General features: G+C 43.9%; 20 protein-coding genes. 2 read left to right on the forward strand and 18 right to left on the reverse strand.

Annotation, left to right across the window (positions count from 1 at the left end; all coding sequences use genetic code 11):
* The 10 genes from DESME_RS11410 to DESME_RS11455 form a co-directional block, all read right to left on the reverse strand.
* A complete protein-coding gene (locus tag DESME_RS11410; RefSeq protein ID WP_006716561.1) occupies positions 1-720 on the reverse strand; it encodes a Stp1/IreP family PP2C-type Ser/Thr phosphatase in 720 nt (239 codons plus the stop codon).
* Positions 701-1,147 carry an FHA domain-containing protein gene (locus DESME_RS11415; RefSeq protein WP_006716562.1) on the reverse strand — a complete coding sequence of 149 codons (447 nt, stop codon included), beginning with the start codon at positions 1,145-1,147 and terminating at the stop codon, positions 701-703. The genes DESME_RS11410 and DESME_RS11415 overlap by 20 nt, the downstream gene beginning before the upstream one ends.
* Before the next feature lie 14 nt (positions 1,148-1,161).
* Complete coding sequence (locus tag DESME_RS11420) at positions 1,162-1,965, reverse strand: FhaA domain-containing protein (protein WP_006716563.1); 804 nt, start codon at positions 1,963-1,965, stop codon at positions 1,162-1,164.
* Positions 1,962-3,035: a dual-specificity RNA methyltransferase RlmN gene (gene rlmN, locus DESME_RS11425; RefSeq protein ID WP_006716564.1), complete on the reverse strand. Its 1,074-nt coding sequence runs from the start codon at positions 3,033-3,035 to the stop codon at positions 1,962-1,964. Before rlmN ends, DESME_RS11420 begins: the two co-directional genes overlap by 4 nt.
* Before the next feature lie 14 nt (positions 3,036-3,049).
* Complete coding sequence (gene rsmB / locus DESME_RS11430; RefSeq protein ID WP_006716565.1) at positions 3,050-4,411, reverse strand: 16S rRNA (cytosine(967)-C(5))-methyltransferase RsmB; 1,362 nt, start codon at positions 4,409-4,411, stop codon at positions 3,050-3,052.
* Positions 4,404-5,093: a zinc metallopeptidase gene (locus DESME_RS11435; protein ID WP_006716566.1), complete on the reverse strand. Its 690-nt coding sequence runs from the start codon at positions 5,091-5,093 to the stop codon at positions 4,404-4,406. Before DESME_RS11435 ends, rsmB begins: the two co-directional genes overlap by 8 nt.
* Before the next feature lie 14 nt (positions 5,094-5,107).
* Positions 5,108-6,064 carry a methionyl-tRNA formyltransferase gene (gene fmt, locus DESME_RS11440; RefSeq protein WP_006716567.1) on the reverse strand — a complete coding sequence of 319 codons (957 nt, stop codon included), beginning with the start codon at positions 6,062-6,064 and terminating at the stop codon, positions 5,108-5,110.
* Positions 6,065-6,082: 18 nt separating this feature from the next.
* Positions 6,083-6,538: a peptide deformylase gene (gene def, locus DESME_RS11445; protein WP_006716568.1), complete on the reverse strand. Its 456-nt coding sequence runs from the start codon at positions 6,536-6,538 to the stop codon at positions 6,083-6,085.
* A gap of 60 nt (positions 6,539-6,598) precedes the next feature.
* The gene (gene priA / locus DESME_RS11450; protein ID WP_006716569.1) at positions 6,599-8,866 is read right to left on the reverse strand and encodes a replication restart helicase PriA; all 2,268 of its coding nucleotides are present in this window, start codon (positions 8,864-8,866) and stop codon (positions 6,599-6,601) included.
* A gap of 239 nt (positions 8,867-9,105) precedes the next feature.
* The gene (locus DESME_RS11455) at positions 9,106-9,426 is read right to left on the reverse strand and encodes a heavy metal-binding domain-containing protein (RefSeq protein ID WP_006716570.1); all 321 of its coding nucleotides are present in this window, start codon (positions 9,424-9,426) and stop codon (positions 9,106-9,108) included.
* Between the two features lie 278 nt (positions 9,427-9,704).
* Here DESME_RS11455 and DESME_RS11460 point away from each other — a divergent pair, with 278 nt between their 5' ends.
* Positions 9,705-10,937, forward strand: coding sequence for a solute carrier family 23 protein (locus tag DESME_RS11460; RefSeq protein ID WP_006716571.1), 1,233 nt, complete (start codon positions 9,705-9,707; stop codon positions 10,935-10,937).
* A 90-nt stretch (positions 10,938-11,027) separates the two neighbouring features.
* Here DESME_RS11460 and DESME_RS11465 read toward each other — a convergent pair whose 3' ends face one another.
* From DESME_RS11465 to modA, 5 genes are all read right to left on the reverse strand, one after another.
* Complete coding sequence (locus DESME_RS11465) at positions 11,028-12,401, reverse strand: MATE family efflux transporter (RefSeq protein ID WP_006716572.1); 1,374 nt, start codon at positions 12,399-12,401, stop codon at positions 11,028-11,030.
* 37 nt (positions 12,402-12,438) lie between these two features.
* A complete protein-coding gene (locus DESME_RS11470; protein ID WP_006716573.1) occupies positions 12,439-12,885 on the reverse strand; it encodes a MarR family winged helix-turn-helix transcriptional regulator in 447 nt (148 codons plus the stop codon).
* A 212-nt stretch (positions 12,886-13,097) separates the two neighbouring features.
* Positions 13,098-13,760 (reverse strand): ATP-binding cassette domain-containing protein, encoded by a 663-nt coding sequence (locus DESME_RS11475; RefSeq protein WP_006716574.1) that lies wholly within the window; start codon positions 13,758-13,760, stop codon positions 13,098-13,100.
* Positions 13,753-14,445: a molybdate ABC transporter permease subunit gene (modB, locus tag DESME_RS11480; RefSeq protein ID WP_006716575.1), complete on the reverse strand. Its 693-nt coding sequence runs from the start codon at positions 14,443-14,445 to the stop codon at positions 13,753-13,755. The genes DESME_RS11475 and modB overlap by 8 nt, the downstream gene beginning before the upstream one ends.
* 32 nt (positions 14,446-14,477) lie before the next feature.
* Complete coding sequence (modA, locus tag DESME_RS11485; protein ID WP_006716576.1) at positions 14,478-15,284, reverse strand: molybdate ABC transporter substrate-binding protein; 807 nt, start codon at positions 15,282-15,284, stop codon at positions 14,478-14,480.
* 199 nt (positions 15,285-15,483) lie between these two features.
* Here modA and DESME_RS11490 point away from each other — a divergent pair, with 199 nt between their 5' ends.
* Entirely contained in the window at positions 15,484-16,431 is a 948-nt protein-coding gene (locus DESME_RS11490) for a substrate-binding domain-containing protein (RefSeq protein WP_025248785.1), read from the forward strand.
* Positions 16,432-16,520: 89 nt separating this feature from the next.
* On the opposite strand, the gene metK is transcribed toward DESME_RS11490, so the two are convergent.
* From metK to rpoZ, 3 genes are read right to left on the reverse strand one after another with little or no spacing between them, the layout of a single operon-like run.
* On the reverse strand, positions 16,521-17,711 hold the full coding sequence (gene metK, locus DESME_RS11495; RefSeq protein WP_006716578.1) for a methionine adenosyltransferase: 1,191 nt from the start codon (positions 17,709-17,711) through the stop codon (positions 16,521-16,523).
* A complete protein-coding gene (coaBC, locus tag DESME_RS11500) occupies positions 17,711-18,922 on the reverse strand; it encodes a bifunctional phosphopantothenoylcysteine decarboxylase/phosphopantothenate--cysteine ligase CoaBC (protein WP_006716579.1) in 1,212 nt (403 codons plus the stop codon). The genes metK and coaBC overlap by 1 nt, the downstream gene beginning before the upstream one ends.
* Positions 18,922-19,128 (reverse strand): DNA-directed RNA polymerase subunit omega, encoded by a 207-nt coding sequence (gene rpoZ / locus DESME_RS11505; RefSeq protein WP_006716580.1) that lies wholly within the window; start codon positions 19,126-19,128, stop codon positions 18,922-18,924. The genes coaBC and rpoZ overlap by 1 nt, the downstream gene beginning before the upstream one ends.
* Between the last annotated feature and the right edge of the window lies 1 nt (position 19,129).

Raw genomic sequence — 19,129 nt, forward strand, 5'->3', positions numbered from 1 at the left:
TCACTCCATAATACAGCCTAAGGCTGTAAAATTATCCGGAGCTCCTCGGTCAAGAATGAGCTGCCGCATCCGTTCAAAATGCTCTTCCCAAGAGCCTGTCTGAGATAACTCTTGAATCAACTCCTGCTCCGTTATCACATTAGAAAAGCCATCCGTGCAGAGCAAGAAAAAATCTCCCGGTTGGCAATCGAAACATCCTGAATCCACTTTGACCTCTTGAGATGTGCCGACGGCTCGAACGAGAACATGGCGTTGGGGATGTTTTTCAGCCTCTTCGGGGGAAATTTGCCCCATCCGAACTAATTCCTCGACAAGTGAATGATCCACGGTCAAGGGGATCAAGTTTCCTTTACGCCACAAATACCCTCGACTATCGCCAACATGGGCGATTACAACCTGATCTGCCTTAAAAACTAAAACGGTTAAGGTTGTCCCCATACCTTCATTTTCCGGATTTACGGTAGAAGCCTCAAACACTCTGCGGTTGGCTTGAATCAAGGCTTGCTTAACCCAGTCTAATACCGCATCTTCCCCCAATCCTTCAAGTTCTGGAGATGCCTCAGACAACACTTCCAGTGCTGTACGCGATGCAACTTCTCCTGCAAGATGCCCCCCCATGCCATCGGCTACAGCATAGAGACCATACTGGGAAAGAACAAGCAGAGAATCTTCATTATTTTTCCGGACACACCCAGTTTCACTAAAGCTTACTACTTTCATTTTGCCACCTCGAATACTGGAAGGTAATACTTCCAATTTTCACATAATCACCAGCGACTAATTGGACTGAAGAATGAATTCGCTCTCCGTTAACCCAGGTTCCATTCGTGCTTCCGAGGTCTTCGATGGTGGTTACACCTTTTTTATAACGAATCAATGCGTGGTCGATCGACGCAAAATGATCCGCTAAAACCACGTCATTATGCTTTCCGCGTCCCAATTTTAGTCCTTTGCCCTCTATGCGGAAAGCTCTTCCTTTAGGTAAGAGTTCCCCACCAGAGAGCACTTCCAAACGTCCATACTCCTGCTCTCCGTTACGGATCCCCTTAAATTGGAGATCTCCCATAAGAGCAGTAAGAACCCTAAATAAGTATAAATAAATAAGAACGATAAAGAGGAGACGCCCCAAAACCACAATGAATTGCATAGATACCTCCGAGCCTATTCCCGACGAAGAGCCATTACGGTTTGCCCGATTTCAATTCGGTCTCCCGGGACAAGAATTTGCTTTGTAACACGTTGACTATTAAGACAAGTTCCATTCGTACTCCCTAAATCATCGACTTCCCAGCCAGTCCCCATGCGACTTATTCTAAGATGTCTTCGGGATACTTCCACATCCTTAAGAACGATCTCACATTGACCATGCCTCCCGACATAAATAACGTCTTCTTTAAGTGGAAACTTTTTCCCTTGATCTGAACCTTCTAAGACTTCGAGAAAATACTGCGATTTCCTTCCTTGTTCTAAAGGATCAGCAAGACTTAAAGGTCCCGTACTCTGCAAAATATTGGTCTGATCTCGCCAAGATTCCGGTGCAGAACTGTCTTCGCTATACTTTTCCTCGTAATCCTCATCCGCTTCCCAATTGATCTCGATGGAATCATCAAAATCGACTTCAACAAACATTTCACACGGTTTAACCGTATCATCAGAATGAAGTTCGATCGAAGGTTTACTCAAAAAGGTAAAACCACTGCGTTGCCCTTCTGCATAAATGTATTTAGAAAGTTCGAGTAGAAACGCATCACCGAAGCTCGCTAAAGGACTCCAATCGCTGGAATGAAGGAAGACCCGATAAACATTAGGAACATAGACCTGTGAGATGCTCACTTGCTTGTTTTTATGCATGGCTTTAACAAGTTCTTTGGCAATTTCAACAGGCTGAAGGCGGGTCGCGTTTTTCTTAAAAACCCCAGTAAATAGATGTTCAGCTACTTCTTCAAAACGGGCTAGAAGGCTCATTTCTCGTCACTCTCCCACTGGCGTCGCAGTTGTCCACAGGCTGCATCAATATCTGTTCCTTTTTCTTCACGAAGGGAAACCGGGATACCTCGTTGTTCGAGGACTCGCGCAAAGCCCTGAATTTCAGCGCCATCCGGCCGAGCCATTCCCGTCTCCACAACGGGGTTTACAGGGATCAAATTGACATGCGCGAGTTGCCCTTGCAAAAGCTGAGCAACTTCCTCTGCTGCTTTATGCGTCGCCTGACCTGCAATTAAAGCAACTTCAAACGTAATTCTTCGGTTCGTTCTTTCCGTATACTCCTGGCAAGCTTTCATTAGCTCTTCCAGAGGATAACGGCGATTAATCGGGATTAAGTCATTGCGAATCTCATTATTGGCACTATGTAAGGAAACAGCTAACCCAACTTGAGGATTATCCTGCGCCAATTGCCGGATTTTCGGAGCAACACCGCTCGTTGAAATGGTCATCCGCCTCATCCCAATATTTTGACCCGCCTCCTGATTAAGAATTTGAATCCCCTTCAAGACCTCGTCATAATTGAGCAACGGTTCTCCCATACCCATAAAAACGACATTTGTCACTTGAAAATCAGGATCCTCTTGGCGCATCGCATGGGTAATATCGAGAATTTGTCCCACGATTTCCCCTGAGGAAAGATTTCTTTGCCATCCCCCTAAACCTGTGGCACAAAAAGCACACCCGACTGGACAACCTACCTGAGTAGAAACACAGACCGTTCGACGATTTCGACTTTTCACACGGTCATAATCCATTAACACACATTCGATGCTCTGTCCATCGGCCAGTTCGAATAAAAATTTCCGGGTTTCATCCTGAGAAACCTGCTCCTTGAGTTGAAGAAGCGGTACTAGTATCAAACGCTCCTGAATTTTTATGAGATCCGCTTTTCCGATATTTTTGATCTCATCCCAATTTTGAACCGCTTTCTGTTGAATCCAATGAAAGAGCTGACGTCCTCTGAATTTCGGTACACCTATTTCCTGGCAAGCTAAAATAAGTTCAGCCTCAGTCAACCCTCTTATATCACTTCTCACCATAGTATTCACCTAATTCCTTCCAGCTAAACTTCCACCCGCTGAAATTTAGCTAAGAAAAACCCATCCATCCCGTGACGATGAGGCAAAATTTGCAGCATTCCTTTTTCTGCTTGTCGAATATCTTTTTCTTCGTCTAAGGAAAACGGCAGAGTATCTAATAGATTAACCGGTTTAAATTCGGGGTGAACCTTGCGAAACGCTTTGACCACCTCAAAATTTTCTTCGGGTTCAACCGTACACGTCGAATAAACCAGTTCTCCGCCAAGAGCCACACATTGGGCCGCTCTCTCTAAGATTTCGAGTTGCAAAGACGGAAGCTTCCCAATTTCCTCTTCTTCTTTGTTCCATCTGAGGTCAGCCCGCCGACGAATGACTCCTAGCCCTGAACACGGCGCATCCACCAAAACCTTTTGACAAGTGCCATTTTCGATACCTGGCAATTCTCGTGCATCTCCCGCTTGAGCTTGAATATTGGTAATCCCCAAGCGTTCTGCCAGCTGAGCAATCAACTCGACTTTATGAGGATGGATGTCAAAGGCCAGAATTTTCCCTTGATTTTTCATTTTCTGAGCAAGATGAGTTGTTTTTCCTCCAGGTGCCGCACAAGCATCCAAGACAATATCACCGGGTTGAGGATTTAAAATATGAGCCACGAGTTGTGAGCTCTCATCCTGGACTGCAAAAAGGCCCTCTTGAAAGCTTGCGAGTTTATCGAGTGCTCCGGAATTTTCGAGAACTAAACTTTCGGGTACCCGCTCTCCTAAGCTGACCTCAACATTTTCCTTCTGAAGCCTGTCGACTAGCTCTTCACGGGTAATCCTCAGGATGTTTGTCCGAATCCACAACGGTGCAATCTCATTGTTCGTTTGACAGAGCGCTTCGGTCTCTTCAAAACCATAGCGTTTGAGCCAACGTTTGACCATCCATTCCGGATGAGAATAACGAGCCGATAAATAGCGCACTGCCTCTCTTTGCGGATTTGGCCAGCGAATATTCCAACCCTGGTCAAGGACCTTGTGAAGAACGCTGTTAACTAAACCCGCATACTTTACCTGGCGTCGTTTGGTCATCTCCACTCCTTCATTAACCGCCGCAGAAGCAGGGATTTTCGATAAATAGAGGAGTTGAAAAGCGCTAATCCGTAAAATCCAGCGTACTTCATGGGGTAAACCAGAAAGAGGAGTACGCAAATGCCGCCTCAACGCATAATCCAAAGTCAGTCGATTTTTTAAAGTCCCATTAACCAACTGGGTAATGAGCTGTCGGTCTCTTCCATCCTCAACCTCTCTTAATTCTCTTTGCAAAAGGAGGTTTGCGTAAGCTTCCTCTTCATCGACTCGGCGAAGAATACGAACGGCTCGTTCCCGTGGTGTCAACTTAATCATCCCCATCTCTTCCTTGCGCAATCATCACAAAACGCAAAAGTTGTAAGAGAGCTGATAAAGCTGCTGCAACATACGTCAGTGCAGCTGCACTTAGAACTTTGCGGGCTCCCCTTGCCTCATCCTGGGCAAGCATCCCATTGCTTTGGAGTAAAGCCATTGCTCGATTACTCGCATTGTACTCGACAGGTAAAGTGATCAATTGAAAGAGAACAGCGAGCGAAAACGCGAGAATTCCTACCTGTAAAAGCCAATCAAAAGCAGGAATAAACAATCCTGCTATGATCAAAATCGGTCCTAAGCTACTCCCAAAATTGGCAGCAGGTACAAAAGTCGAACGAAGTTGCAACGGAAAATAACCTGTTGCGTGTTGAATCGCATGACCTGACTCATGCGCGGCAACCGCTAAGGAAGCTAAAGAGTTTCCTTGATAAACTCCTTCACTGAGACGAACTGTACGATCCCGTGGATCATAGTGATCCGACAGCCTACCCGCAACCGGCTCAATTCGAACATCATAAAGGCCATTGGCTTGTAGAATTGCCCTAGCTGCTTGCGCTCCGGTATATCCTGCACGAGAATAGACTTTCGAATACTTACCATAGGTTGACGAAATTTTTCCTTGCGCATAAATGGATAAAATAATCGCCGGAATCAGTAATATATCCCAAAAACCAAAAAACATAGTTTATTTCCCCCTTATTGGCCTAATATTTCTCCAACCTGCGCCCGCCGTCCGAGGAAAAAATCTCGAGCAGGCATCGATTTCTTACCTGCAGGTTGAACTTCCTGAACAAGGATTTGCCCTAAACCCGTCTGTAGGACAATCCCCTCTTTGATAACTCGCACTACTTCTCCTGGTACTCCAACTCTTTCTTCAGAATCAACTAACGAAGGGTCTGAAGCACTATTCAAGCCACTTCTCCAGATTTTCAAATTCTCCTGATGAAAGGTTGTAAACGAGCCAGGATGCGGATTTAAAGCTCGAATCTGATTATGAATCTCCCGTGCACTACGCGTCCAGTCGATTTCCTCATGTTCCCGTTTCAGCAAAGAAGCATAACTTGTCTCTCCTACTTGCGGTTCAGGAACCAAAATCCCCCGTTCCAGATGGTCAAGCGTTTTTAGCAAAAGCTCCGCCCCTAAATGCGCAAGTGATGGTTCAATTTCACCTGTAGTCGCCTCTTCAGATATCGGATAAACTGCTTTAAGCAACATATCTCCAGTATCTAATCCTTTATCCATTAGCATCGTTGTTACACCGGTTTCAGTTTCCCCATTCATAATTACCCAATGGATAGGGGCTGCACCGCGATATTTAGGGAGAAGGGATGCATGAACATTGATACACCCTTTGGGCGGAAGTTTAAGAATATCTGAAGACAGAATTTGCCCGTAGGCAACAACGATTATCACTTCAGGAACAAGTTCCCGAAGTTGCTCAATAGCTTCAGGGATCTTAATCCGTTCAGGTTGAAAGACGGGGAGTTCTAGTTGTTCAGCCGCCACTTTCACTGCACTTGGCTTCAGTTTTTTTCCTCGCCCTGCCGGTCGATCCGGCTGAGTGTATACCCCACAGACCTGATGACCCTGAGCGACTAAAGCGCGCAAGGTAGGTACTGCAAACTCTGGCGTCCCCATAAAAACTAAACGCATACTTGTAATCCTTTCTCTTTACCGTGCCCGATGAGTCTTATGTGCTTTATCAACGAAGAGAATCCCTTCCAAGTGGTCAATTTCATGTTGGCAAGCCCGCGCAAAAAATCCCGTAGCTTCCACCCTTTGAAGTTCTCCCTGACGATTCAAGCCTTCTACAGTAACCTTAGCTGCACGCACAACTTCGCCGGTTACGCCTGGAATGCTCAAACATCCTTCACTGTCATCATCTTCGCCTTCTTGAGCAACAATGACCGGATTGATAAATTCAACCGGGCCCTCCCCTACATCGATGACAACCACCCTTTTGGAGATCCCGATTTGCGGAGCGGCTAGACCTACCCCATCCGCTTCATACATCGTATCCAACATATTGTCCAAAAGCTTAACTATATTAGGCGTAACCTCTTTTACATCCTTTGCCTTTTCACGAAGAACATCAGCACCTATTTCAACGATTTGATAAACTGCCATAATTGTCTTCCCCTTTCATCCTTCTATTATAATCTATTTTTTTCTGAATAAAAAATGGAGCTAGCCCATGGAAAGCGGATCCACTTCTATATTGAGTTGAACGCCTTGGCTTGACGAATCCTGCGCGTATTTTTGTACTCCCTGATGCAAAAATGCTCTTAAAGGTTCTAAACGTTTACCTTTAACCAAAACCTGCCATCGAAATTTATTTTTAAGCCGCGCTAAAACTGCTGGTGCGGGTCCAAGGATAACTAAATCATTATACCCACCTTCGTTATTCAATATTCCCAGCCTAAGAAATTCAGTGAGACTATGTGCGGCCTTAATCACTCGATCTTCTTTTTCATGGAGTAAAATAACCCGGATGACATGAGTAAACGGAGGATATCGTCGATCCTTCCGATACTTAATTTCTTCCCAAAAGAAATGCAGATAATCATGTTGCGAAGCCAATACTATCGCCCGATCCTTGGGAGAATACGTTTGAAAAACGACTTCACCAGGTTTATTGCTCCGACCCGTTCTCCCCGCGACTTGGGTTAAGAGTTGGAATGCTCTTTCTTTCGCTCGAAAATCGGGCATATTGAGCAATTGATCAGCGGCAATAACTCCCACTAATGTAACATTAGGAAAGTCTAACCCCTTGGCCAACATCTGGGTACCGACCAAAATATCTGCTTCCTGCTTTCTAAAGGTCGAAAGGATTCGATTATAATTCTCGGGAGCACGCGTTGTATCCCAATCTAAACGAAGAATCCGCGACTTCGGAAATAGCCCCTGTAATTCTTCTTCCACGCGCTGTGTTCCCTGACCAAAAAAGCGAATATAGCGGCTTCCACATTCTGGGCAGACATGAGGTGGAACCTCTTCATGGTTACAATAATGACAGCGCATCACCTGTCCATTGCTATGATAAGTCAACGCAACATCACAGTCAGGACAGCGTACAACATAACCACATTCCCGACAATTCACAAACGTAGAATACCCTCGTCGATTTAAGAAAATCATACTTTGTTCCTGTGTCTCAAGTCGAGAACGTATTTTACTCTGTAAAGCCACAGAAAACATACTCCGGTTGCCCTTCATCAGTTCCTCCCGCATATCCACGATCTCCACAGGAGGAAGAGGACGATCAGCAACTCGATGTTCCATCTTTGTGAATCCTATCTGACCAGTTTGAGCCGCCGCATAAGCTTCAAGCGAGGGCGTCGCACTTCCGAGAACCACAACTCCTTGATGTTGTTCCATTCGTTTTCGTGCAACATCGCGAGCATGATATTTAGGATTTTCATCCTGCTTATAAGCTCCCTCATGTTCTTCATCTAAAATGATCAGCCGCAAATTCGTCAAGGGGGCAAAAACTGCGGAGCGTGCACCTATGACGAGTTTGACCTGACCCTTTAAAATCTCTTGCCAGGCTTTAACCTTTTCCCCGGATTTCAACCCCGAGTGCATAACAATGACCTGGTGCCCAAACTGTTTTTGAAAATAATAAGCGACCTGTGAGGTTAAAGAAATCTCCGGAACAAGAAGAATGGCTGTCCCCCCTTGAGCAATCACTTTGGTGATAACCTCCCGGTAGACTTCCGTTTTTCCACTTCCCGTTACACCGTGTAAAAGTATCGTTTGATAGGCTTTACCATCCAGCGCTTTCTCAATCCCCTGACAAGCTTCTGCTTGTTCAGGTGTTAACTTCCAACCTTCTGTAATGAGTTTAGCTTCAAGCAACTGCGTCTCACCCGGAGGTTGTTTCCGCGCACCCGCTGGAATTCCTGATGTGAACCGAGACTCTATTCTCAGCCAACCTTGATTCAGTAATTCGTCCATTTTTCCTTGACTAAAGCCAGAGCGTTTTAGAAATACACTCAGAGGCAGAGCCTTTTGCTTTGCACGAAAAAGTACTGTAAACCCCTTATAAACTTCAGGGTCTAAGAACTTTAGCGTCTGAACATCCTCATCTTCTTTCGAGGCTAGAGGAACAACCCACTCTTCCACTTTTCCCTTCATCAGCGGCCAAACAGTATGCAGACTTTGAGCGATTGGACAAAGGGTTCTTTCTGCCATCCATAGGGCAAGATTCAGTAAATCCTCAGGAATCGCTAAAGCATCGTCAACCACTGCTAGAACATCTTTTAAAACATGTTCCTTCGCCTCTTCAGGTAAAACGTCAGCCCTTCTTAAGACAATTCCTTGAACCTGCCGATGCCCAAGAGGAACGATAACACGCATCCCCACCTTAAGTGTTAACAATTGAGGTACTCGGTAATGAAATATTTGATCGAGGCGACGATTCGCGACATCGACAAGAATTTCTGCATACTGCAAACGAACGCCTCCTTCAAAATCCTTCACCTATTAAAAATATATTTTATCATAATTAACATAAAAAATAAGGAGTAGGGCAAAATGAAATGGGGAAATTTCTCCCTTAAGCGAAATCGCAGAAAAGCGAAAACAATGCAGGAAAAGCCGGTGACTGACTCAGAAGTTTGAGAACTTCCTGACATTAGTCCCGGCCTTCCTGTAGTTAGGCAATAGTACATGCCAATAGTATGACTATGGATCTAGCCTATCGTTACCGCTGTTCCAGAGACACTGACCATTAACATACTGCCACTTTGCCCAATGACTTCATAATCGATATCAATCCCGACGACTGCATTCGCCCCAAGCTGCATTGCCTTCTGTTCGAGTTCATGCATTGCAACTTGCCGAGCGTCCTGAAGTTTTTCTTCATAAGCCCCAGATCGTCCCCCAATAATATCAGTTATACTTGCAAAAATATCACGAACAACATTTGCTCCCATAATGGCTTCCCCAGCAATTACTCCATGATAGGTTAAAATTTGCTTACCCTCAATACTTGGTGTCGTTGTTAAGAGCATGACTAAATCCTCCTCACATAAACAACCTTGTTCATTATAAAAATTTTACCATAAACTGAAGCATGAGTAAAATCGTAGTTTTATCCCCAAATAAAAAAAGTCTTGCTAAACTCTTTTTATCTATGGTATGCTCTATGCAAGGAAAATAACCGTGACCTTTAAATTAGTCCCGTGAGACTAAGAAGGGAATGGCGGCCATGAATAAAATGGATCATGGGCACCTCTTTCTTGCTTGCGGGCAGGGAAGAGGTTTTTTGTTTAAAGAAGGAGGCAACATAATGCAAAAAGAAGTTCAGATCCACGAAAGACTCACCCTTGCCCAGACGATTCCCCTTGGTTTACAGCATGTATTTGCGATGTTTGGTGCAACCGTCCTCGTACCGTTCCTAACAGGGCTCAGCCCATCCGTAGCGCTCCTTTCCTCAGGGATTGGGACCATCATCTTTTTACTTCTAACCAAAAGTAAAGTTCCTGCTTATCTTGGTTCCTCGTTTGCCTACATTGGTGCCCTAACCTACTTCGTCAAAGATCAGAACAATATGGCATCCGCTATGGGCGGCGTCTTAATCATCGGCCTTATCTACCTTGTTATGTTTTTACTCATGTCTGTCTTTGGTACAGCTTGGATTCATAAAGTCGTTCCACCCGTTGTTGCCGGACCGGTTGTTGCGATTATTGGTTTTAGCCTAACTCCAACCGCTGTGGGCATGGCCGCTTCGAACTGGTATATTGCCGGATTCACCTTAGCCTTAGCTATGATCTTGTCGGTTTATGCCAGAGGATTTTTGAAACTCATCCCCATTTTGATTGCAATCATCATCGGTTATATCGCAGCTGCAATCACAGGAATAGTTGACTTCAGTCCAGTCGCAGCATCCTTTCAACAATTGATCGTTTTCCCCGTTAATTTTACGACCTGGCAGTTCCCCAGCATGGATAAAACCGCAATCCTTATGATGGCTCCGCTCGCCTTTGTTACCATCATTGAAGACCTCGGTCATATGATTGTACTCGGCAATATTACCCACTCTGACCCCATCGAGGATCCTGGATTCCATCGTGTCCTTGCTGGAAATGGTTTAGCTACGATTGCAGCCAGCTTTTTCGGTGGTCCTCCAGTAACCACTTACGGAGAAAATATTGGGGTTCTCGCAGTCACCCGTGTCTATAGTACGTTCAATCTCTGGGTCGCCGCTGTTATCGCAATTATTCTCAGTTGCTTTAATCCCCTTCAAGCTTTAATCATGTCCATCCCGACAGCTGTCATGGGTGGAGTATCCGTCCTCCTCTTTGGAATGATCGGAGTAGCAGGGATTCGAACTTTGATCGAATCGAAAGTGGATCTGTCGGATTCCAAGAACCTCATGATTGCCTCAGTCATCTTCGCTCTGGGAATTGGCGTCACGAATCATGGTGTAGCCTGGGCAACCATCGTTGGTATTATCCTAAACCTTGTTCTCAGTGGGGCAAAAGCAGAAAATGATAAAGCTTCTGCCGACAAAGCTGCCTAAATTATAAAACGCAGGTAAACAGGGGACTGTTACATTGAACAATTCGTTCAAACGTAACAGTCCCCTGTCTTTGTTGACTATTATACTAATTTACTGTGCCTCAATCTCTTGCGAAACCGCCTTAGATATCTTAGACATTTTCTTCATTTCTAAAAAGAGAACGGTTCCAGTCAACGTCACCGATAATAGATCAGCAATCGGCGCGGTTCTCCAAACTCCTTCAATTCCCCAGAAGTGTGGCAGAATGAGTAGGAGAGGAATGAATATAAGCACCTGCCTCGATAAGCTCAAGATCGTGGATTGAACGGGTTTGCCGACGGCTTGGAAATAATTTGAGCCTACAATCTGAAAACCAACGAACGGAATCATGGCAAAAAACGTGACCAGAGCATGTGCCGCCAATTGTGTCAGGACAGCATCTCCATTACTGAAAAGTTCTACAATTTGGGTATCATAGGTTCGAATGAAAATGTAACCCACAATAGCAAGAATCGTACTCCCTATAATTCCTTTTTTCAAAGTTTCTTTCACGCGCTCATACTGCTTAGCTCCATAGTTAAAACCGATCAAAGGTTGAGCACCCTGACTAATCCCGACAATCGGCATAAAAAGCATCATAGCCACACTCATGATAATACCCGCTGCTGAAAGCGCTATATCTCCACCATAGGCCATTAACGTTTTATTTAAAATCGTTTGTTGCACACTGTTAGCAATTTGCATGGCAAAAGGAGCAAAACCTATCGAAACAATACTCATTACGATAGGGATTTGAGGCTTCAGATTTTTAAGTCTAATTTTAATCTTACTTCGGCCTTGAAGAAAATAACTAAGCACCCAAATTGCTGAGATCGTTTGACCTGATATGGACGCTAATGCTGATCCTTTGATACCCAACCCTAGTTTAAAAATAAAGATATAGTTCAAAATCGTGTTCACCACCGTACCGATGATTTGGGTTAACATTGCAACCCGAGGATTTCCTTCCGCACGGATAAAGTTATTCATCCCAAAAGAAATCGCTCCCGGTACTGCTCCTAACATAATAATATGTGTAAAATCACGAGCATAGGGTAAAACCTCTTGACTGGCACCAAACAGCTTTAAGATCGGGTCAGAAAAGAACAAATAGATTCCTGAAATTATTAAAGGTAATAGGACTAACAAAAGGGTAGCATTACCCGCTATTTTTTCTGCCTCTTCTTTTTTCTGTTCCCCAAGACGGATTGAAATCAATGCCGTTGCCCCTACTCCGATGAGCATGGCAACAGCCATTAATATAATCATAATTGGAAAAGCCACAGTGGTTGCAGCGATTCCGATAGAACCTACACCTCGACCCACAAATATTCGGTCAATCACATTATAAAGTGAATTCACCAACATACCGATGATTGCTGGAAGCGAAAATTCCAGGAGTAACTTGCCAATATTCCCATTTCGGATATCTAAATTTTTTGCCATAAAGACACTTTCACTTCTTTCTTTGATTCTAGAACTGCTATATCTTTTTCATAAACTTAACCACGAACTGTAAGCTCTCTAGAAATTGTTGGGTTTCTTTCGAATCAACATCACGCAATAGTTCAGTAACTTTTTGCGAATAAAATTTTATAACTTTATCCGTTACTTCTATTCCACTAGGACTTAAAGAAATTAAAGACTTTCTGCGATCATTGAGATCATTTGAGCGAATCACGAAGTTATTTTCAACTAACCCGTCAACCAGTGTGGTCAAACTGCCCTTTTCAATATTAAGCATTTTCCCAATCTCAGTTAAAGTGATGTGCTCATGCTGGTACAAGATACTCAAGATTTTCATTTGGTTCTTTTTTAAGCAGGGCAAATTACAAGAGTCATGTCGAGAGCGGAGAAAAATTTTTTCGTAAAATAATCCCATAAAATTAAGCAATAGATCATAGATTTCTTTAGCGTTCTCAGAATTCATATTTATCACCCCCAAGAGGTAGAATTACTTCCGTTGTCTTCTTTGTCAGAATATTAGAATTCAGACAATTAGAATTCTAATAGTAAGAATACTTATCTAGTATAAGAGAAACGATCTTATAAATCAATCTTAATATAGCTTATCTTTTGTTAATTTAGCATTTAAAAAAACACGTTGAGCAAAATCACTTTTACACAACGTGTTTTCCTGATCTAATTAACTTTCAATTTTTGAATCGTTTCCTGTCTTCCTTGATGTATTTTGAGGATTTGATCTCCTAGAATTTCAGCTTCATGACTATCATGAGTCACTATGATAAAGGGTATTTGCCACTGTTTTTGAACCTTGAGCAACTCCTGTTGAAGTTGATCCCGCGTATCCTGGTCTAAAGCGGATAAGGGTTCATCCAAAAGCATAAGTTCGGGTTCAGTCATCAAAGCACGTGCCAGGGCAACCCGTTGTTTTTCTCCACCAGAAATCTGCGTAGGATAACGCCCTTTGAGGTGCCCAATCTTTAACGTTTCAAGAACATCTGCAACCGCAAAGTTACGCCCTGTAGAATGTTCTTTTTTCTGCTTACCATATAATATATTTTGTTCAACGGTCATGTGAGGAAACAGAGCATAATCTTGAAAGACATACCCGATACGACGTTGTCTAGGGAAAAGGTTAATCCTTTGTTCAGACGAAAAAACAAGCTTTTCACCGATTACGATTTCTCCCTGCGTCGGATTTTGAAGTCCGGCAACACACTGTAAAAGGGTCGTCTTCCCCGCTCCAGAAGGTCCAACAATAGCCAGTATTTGATTTTCCAGTGTGATATCGATTTTGAGTTCAAATGAGGGGAGTTTTTTCTTAAAATTCATCTTAATCATTTATTACCCCTCTTTTCAATTGGCGCCTAGACCCTTTTCCCCAACGATTCAGTCCATAAATAACAAGGAAACTAAATACCGTCATAATTAAGACAAGAATTGTCGCTTCTTGTGTCATCCCTGATTCACTATAGAAATAAATGGCCAATGGCATCGTTTGTGTTTTCCCCGGAATATTTCCGGCGATCATTAATGTCGCACCAAATTCTCCTAAAGAACGAGCAAAAGCCAATACAAATCCTGCGAGAACTCCATTCCAGGCTAAGGGAAGAGTTATTGTAAAGAATACTCTCACTTCTCCCGCACCCAGAGTACGCGCCGCATTTTCAAGATTGGGGTCGACGCTTTCAATAGCCGCCTTTACGGATTGATACATTAATGGGAATGACACGACCACTGCCGCTATAATAGCTCCCCATAAGCTAAACACAACTTGGATGTGAAAGACAGACTCCAGCAGTTTACCCAGAGGTCCATTCTTCCCGAAAAGATAGAGCAGCATAAAGCCCACGACTGAGGGCGGCAGCACCAACGGCAAAGTGAGAATTGACTCCACTACGTCTTTGCCGAAAAAATCGCGTTTTGCCATATGCCCTGCAATAGGAATTACAAGACAGCTAACGATAAATACTGAGGAAACAGCTACTTTTAAAGATAACAGAATGGGTATAAAGCTAAACTCCATCGAACTCTCCTATAACTCCACTATTTATTTCTTTATTTAAGAATTGAAAATCCATACTTTTCAAAAACGTGTTGTGCTTCAGCGCTTTGCAGGTATTTAAGAAAATCCGCAGCGACTTGCTGATTCTTCGTCGCGGCTACAATCCCTGCCGGATAAACAATGGCCTTATGACTGTCCGCAGGGACTGTCAGCGCAATTTTAGCTTGGGTTGATCCTTGAGCATCGGATTTATAGACAAATCCTGCTTCCACGTTCCCCGTTTCAACATAGCTCAACACTTGAGTAACATCTTTTGCTAATACCAACTTCGGTTGCAATTTATCCCATAAGTTGAGCTTTGTCAAGGATTCCTGAGCATATTTTCCAGCCGGGACAGACTCTGGCGTTCCAATACTTATTTCTTCTACGCTGGACTTCGTAAGATCTTGAAGAGACTTGACATCGGTATTATCTTTACCCACCACAAGGACTAAGTCATTTCCGACCAGATTAATGACGCTATCTTTAATCAAGAGATTTTTCTGATTAAGGGCATCAACTTGGGATGTTCCTGCGGAAATAAAAAGATCAGCCGGGGCCCCCTGTTCAATTTGCTTTTGGAGAGTGCCAGAACCGCCAAAATTGAACGTAAGCTTGACTCCCGGTTCTTTCTGAGTATACATCTTTTCCAACTCTGTGAGGGAATCCTTTAAACTTGCTGCGGCGGAAACCAAAATTTCCTGAGATTGAACCTGTGTATTGCTTTTAGAAAGTTCGTTTGGGGTCCCTATTCCACACCCCAATAAAGTAAAGGATAGACTCAACATCACTAACCCCAAAAAAACGACTGACTTTTTCACTTAAAATCCTCCTTATAATATTATGTAATCAACCCGTTCAGTCAGTTTCAGTTTGTTTTTATTCATTTATGTAGATTTGCATCAATCGTAAGCCAATCACCAGCTAACATAAACTAACATAACTGAATTCGACTTCATTATACAATATGTTATAATAAAAAGGAATAATAATTTGTGAGAAAGTCAGGTGAACTTAGTTTTGCCAAATGATATATCCTATACGCCCGAAGAAGTCGCCAAGATCCTTAAGATTTCGAAATTCACAGTTTATGAGCTCATAAAACGAGGTGAGCTAACCGCTTACCACATTGGTCGCAAGGTACGGGTCGAAGGGGCTGACCTGGAAAACTATATTCAAAAAGCAAAATCCGTGGATACACCCTTCGCTGCAGCACCTACCTCTGCTTCGGGAAATCAAGGTAACCCTCAAGCTGTTGCGGAAGAAGGCTTAGTGATCTGCGGACAAGATATGATCTTAGATATCTTGACACGCCACTTAGAAAAGCAGTTTCCACATATTCGCTTTCTGCGTCAGTATATTGGGAGCATTGATGGACTGACTGCACTCTATCGAGGTCTAGCGAACGTCGTCACTGCTCACTTATGGGATAGTGATACCGATGAATATAACATTCCTTATGTTCGAAGGATGTTACCTGGCCACTCTGCAACGATTATTAACTTAATTTATCGATTCGAGGGGTTCTATGTGGCTAAAGGAAATCCCAAGGGAATCTTCTTCTGGGAAGACCTGGTAAGACCAAATGTCCACTTTATTAATCGTGAGCGCGGATCAGGTGCCCGTGTCTTACTTGATGAAAAATTAAGGGTACTTAATATAAACCATACCTCTATCCAAGGATATACCGAAGAGGAAATGAGCCACGTTGCTGTGGCGAGCAAAGTCGCCAGAGGTGAAGCGGACGTAGGCTTGGGGATTGAGAAAGCGGCTCTCCAAGTGAACAATCTTGACTTTATCCCGTTGCAAAAAGAGCGCTACGATCTGGTTGTACGTCAAGAGGATTTAAAAAAGCCACATTTTCAAGCTTTATTAAGCATCCTTAATTCTACTGCTTTTCGCAATGAAGTTCTCGGAATTGGCGGGTATGATATATCGCAAATGGGACAGGTCATCGCAACGGTTTAAACGAATTGCCTGTGCCATGAAGGCAAAAAACAGGGCAGTTCACTGTGTAACTGAAAGTTAACAGTGAACTGCCCTGTTATAATTAAAGTTTAGAAACCGGCTTGTTGACGAAGAGCATCTGCTTTATCCGTTCTTTCCCATGGAAGATCCAGATCGATACGACCAAAGTGGCCATAGGCAGCGGTTTGACGATAGATTGGACGACGAAGATCCAGGGATTTAATAATCCCAGCCGGACGAAGATCAAAATTCTTTTGAACCAACTCACCAATCTTGTCTTCAGAAATCTTGCCGGTACCAAAAGTCTCCACCAAAACTGAAACAGGATGAGCAACCCCGATCGCATAGGCTAATTGAATTTCACAGCGATCAGCTAAACCTGCTGCAACAACATTTTTAGCCACATAGCGCGCAGCATATGCCCCAGAACGGTCAACTTTTGTGGGATCTTTACCGGAGAAAGCACCGCCACCGTGACGAGCCATACCACCGTAAGTATCAACAATGATTTTCCGACCCGTTAAACCGGCATCCCCTTGTGGACCACCGATGACAAAACGTCCAGTTGGATTGATAAAATAACGTGTTTTTTCGTCGAGAAGTTCATTTGGAACAACCGGGAGTACAACATGTTCTAAAAGATCGCGACGAATCTGCTCCTGCGAAACTTCAGGATGATGTTGAGTAGAGATAACAATCGTATCAATTCGTACTGGGCGATTGTCTTCATACTCAACCGTGACTTGGGTCTTCCCGTCTGGTCGAAGATAGTCTAAAAGATCCGATTTGCGAACTTCACTAAGACGGCGCGATAACTGATGTGCCAAATCGATCGGGAGTGGCATATAGCTTACCGTTTCATTAGTGGCATAACCAAACATCATGCCCTGATCGCCCGCACCGATGGATTCAATTTCATCATCGGTCATTTCCCCAGTTTTAGCTTCTAAAGCCTTGTCCACACCGAGGGCAATATCTGCAGACTGTTCTCCGATTGAAGTAAGCACTGCGCAAGTATCGGCGTCAAAACCATATTTAGCACGCGTATATCCGATTTCACGAATCGTTTGACGAACGACACGTGGAATATCAACGTAGCAATTCGTCGTTATCTCACCACTCACTAAGACTAGACCGGTGGTGACCGAAGTTTCACATGCTACCCGAGCATTTGGATCTTGTGCAAAAATTGCATCAAGAATCGCATCAGAAATCTGATCACAGATTTTATCAGGATGTCCTTCGGTCACAGATTCTGAGGTAAATAATTTTTTGACCACTATACGTCCTCCTTTGTTACACCGAGCAACTCAGCAATCTTATCTCGAAGATGCCGAGCGACCTCCAGCTTATTCATTTGGGGCAAATCTATTCTTCTCCCATCTGGGAAGAGAAAGCTAACAATATTGGTAAGGCTTCCAAAGCCTGAACCCTGGCGAGTTACGTCATTGGCAACAAGCATATCCACATTCTTCCGCCGCATTTTTTCCTGGGCATAATCAATTAAGTTCTCGGTTTCGGCGGCAAAACCCACAAGAATTTGCTTTGATTTAATTTTCCCCAGCTCAGCTAGAATATCTGGATTGGGCACGAGTTCTACCCAGAGGCTAGTTCCCTGCTTTTTGATTTTCTGAGACGCATTCTCTTTAGGACGATAGTCGGCTACCGCTGCCGCCTTAACAATGACATCCATCTTCGGAAATTCCTCCAACACGACATCATGCATTTCTTGGGCAGTCATCACCGAAATCCGCTTAACCCCCTTGGGAATTGGCAAATCAGTAGGTGCACTGACTAGAATGGTTTCTGCTCCAGCCTCCTGGCAGGCTTGTGCTATAGCATAACCCATCCGGCCCGACGAGCGGTTTCCTAGATAGCGTACCGGATCGAGGGGTTCTTGTGTCCCTCCAGCTGTTATTAACACTTTTTTGCCGGAAAGCAAAGTAGATGAAGTGAAAAACTGAATCAATTCTTCAACTATCTCAGCAGGTTCACTCATCCGGCCATCTCCATTCGTTCCACAGGCTTGAAAGCCCTTGGCTGGCCCGATGAATTTGACTGAACGCATGCATAGCGTCTCTAAATTCTGTTGAGTCGCAGGATGATGAAACATGGCATGATTCATAGCAGGAGCCACAAAAATTGGAACCTGAGCAGCCAAAAGAACCGTTGTTAGAAAATCATCGGCAATTCCAACTGCCATTTTAGCCAGTAAATTAGCCGTAGCCGGGGCCACCAGTACGGCATCAACATGCTCTGCTAACGCAATATGCTCGACATTCCAACGCTTAGGTTCATCAAACATTTCGACATAAACAGGATTCGCGGACAAGGTTCGCAAAGTCAAGGGAGCAATAAATTCCGTTGCTCCCTTTGTCATAGCAACATGAACCTCTGCACCTAACTTGCGAAGTCGGCTCACAATTTCAGCGGCTTTATATGCTGCTATCCCGCCTGATACACCCACTAAGATTTTCTTCCCGCGAAGCATTACTTTAGGCCCTCGTGCGTGAGTTCAAATCGAAGTTTACCTTTCGCAATATCTTCCAATGCCTGGCTCACGGGTTTAACCCCATGGGCGTTTGCTTCATACTCCGGATCTTCCATAAGCGCCCGAGCACGCTTTGCTGTAGCAAGAACAAGCGTATATTTACTATCCACCTTGCTCATCAATAAATCAAGTGAAGGTTGTTTCAAA

It is taken from the genome of Desulfitobacterium metallireducens DSM 15288 (assembly GCF_000231405.2).
Lineage (GTDB): Bacteria > Bacillota > Desulfitobacteriia > Desulfitobacteriales > Desulfitobacteriaceae > Desulfitobacterium_A > Desulfitobacterium_A metallireducens.